Origin of the sequence: Geobacillus zalihae NBRC 101842 (genome assembly GCF_001544135.1) — a bacterium.
GTDB classification, from domain to species: Bacteria; Bacillota; Bacilli; order Bacillales; family Anoxybacillaceae; genus Geobacillus; species Geobacillus zalihae.
In genome coordinates this window covers 1-584 of the sequence record NZ_BCPV01000158.1, presented here as the reverse complement: position 1 = coordinate 584, position 584 = coordinate 1, and the positions used below count along the sequence as shown (strand labels likewise).

The following is a 584-nucleotide window of genomic DNA, read 5'->3' as shown; positions in this document are numbered from 1 at the left end:
CTGCGTTCCCATCCGTCCTACGGAAAATACTTGCGTCAATTGAAGGATGGAACGCTTCGCATCGACAAGCAAGCGGTTCGTGAAGCGGAAAAGTACGATGGCAAATATCTCATCCGAACCTCCGATGACACCTTGTCTGCCGAGGATGTCGCGCTCGGGTATAAGCAACTGGTGGATATCGAGCAGGCCTTTCGGACGTTGAAATCAACACTCGAGCTGCGCCCCATGTATCATCGCTTGGAAGACCGTATCCGGGCGCATGTGCTGCTCAGTTGGCTGGCTCTCTTGCTGGTTCGGATCGTGGAGATCCGAACTCATGAATCGTGGCCGAAAGTAAGAGACGAATGCGAGCGTCTCATGCTTGGACATTTTTCTTCCAAAAACGGCGACCTTTATCAACGAACCGAACTGACGGCCAAACAAGCGCAACTCTTTACGGCTCTAGGGCTGGAGCCTCCTCCGAAGATCCTAGGCATCCATCCTCGCGCCTAGATACACGCCCGAAGTGTGCCCAAATGCCTCTCGTCCCTTTTGTATCAAGGGGCGAGAGGCATTTTGTTTGCCTAGTCACTGTCGAACTCGGG

General features: G+C 53.4%; 1 protein-coding gene. It reads left to right on the top strand.

Features of this window, described 5'->3' with window-relative positions; genetic code table 11:
* The coding region (locus GZ1_RS17810; protein ID WP_157074408.1) for an IS1634 family transposase at positions 1–492 on the top strand (492 nt) is incomplete at its 5' end.
* Positions 493–584 lie beyond the last annotated feature (92 nt).